Raw genomic sequence first — 1,250 nt, 5'->3', positions numbered from 1 at the left:
TTGACCACAAAAACAGTCTACTTTTACAACTGTTTTGCCAAATGATAACAATCTAACAATCTGACAAAGGAACTCATAAAAATTTAAAAAATTCACATATTTTTCATATTTTGGTCGAATAATAGATTCTGAAAGGATTGTTAAAAGTCCAATTTTCCTAATATAGTAACGTTCACAGACGCTTTATAAATGTGAAGAAAGTATGAACATAATGATTTTCGCATTATATTTATTATAAAATTATCTTTCTAGGCAAGTTCTTTGATTACTCATTACAACTCGATTTGTTATTAAATCATTTATAAAAAAGCGGGATCGCCACTTTGGAGTAAGCTGTCGATCCTGTTATTTATGTTGTTTACCTAGAGAGCCAATAAAAATGAGTTTGAATCATTTTATCCGCTAAATGATGAATGCAATGAGCTTGAATCATCACATTCAATCGCCCAAATCAATTATGGAGAATCAAGATAGTCAATATATTGATTATCAATGATTAATAAGGTCATCTTCGTCAAGATGCCTTATGCATAAGAAAGTTCGGGAAATAACCTTTGTTATTCCCCGAACCCCCTATTAACTTAAAATGAAGAATTTCTGTTTTGATGATCAAATTCGTTAACGCCTAACCACTAATTATTGAGCAATATAGTTGGTGTTGGCGTTAGCATCCTTGGTAGGTGTTGTGTCTTGTGAAGTGGTTTTGGATTGTTGAGGATTGTTGTTAATCCGATGGGCTATATACATAGAAGGCACGTTGACTGCCACCTTGAGTTGTTTGACCGAAGAAGCCCGTCTTGTCAAAGTATGGGTGATTATTATTAGCAAACTGATCAGTTAAAGTATCCTTTGATACCTTGACAGCAGTTGCTGACTTATCAAGATCCGTTTCAAATGCCTTACCTTCTGCAAAGAAGTCAGCAGTATTAAATGTAGAGCTGGTACTGCTAATATCTTGCAATGCAGCCTTTTGATCAGCATCAGTCAATGCAGGGAATGCATTACCTGAGAAATCAAATGCTTTCAAATCAACTAAATTTCCATCTTTATCTTGTGTATAGAATGAAAACTCGGTAGTTGCGGCAGTTGGTGTAACATCAACAGTCAAAGTTGAACCAAAGGTAGCACTTGAAACGTCTGGCGCAATGATCAAGTCGCTAAAGCTCTTTGCATTAGTCCAAGTGTAGCCGGCACTGTTTAAGTCTAAATCGCTAACAGCTTGACCCTACTTTATGTCGCTTGAAGCAGAA

Annotated in this window: 1 protein-coding gene; it reads right to left on the bottom strand. The window is 35.4% G+C overall.

The window, feature by feature from the left end:
• Positions 1 to 724 precede the first annotated feature (724 nt).
• A complete protein-coding gene (locus HMPREF0519_RS12635) occupies positions 725 to 1,153 on the bottom strand; it encodes a hypothetical protein (RefSeq protein WP_003636843.1) in 429 nt (142 codons plus the stop codon).
• Positions 1,154 to 1,250: the final 97 nt, after the last annotated feature.

It is taken from the genome of Lentilactobacillus hilgardii DSM 20176 = ATCC 8290 (assembly GCF_000159315.1).
Lineage (GTDB): Bacteria > Bacillota > Bacilli > Lactobacillales > Lactobacillaceae > Lentilactobacillus > Lentilactobacillus hilgardii.
This window is presented reverse-complemented; position numbering and strand designations above follow the sequence as displayed.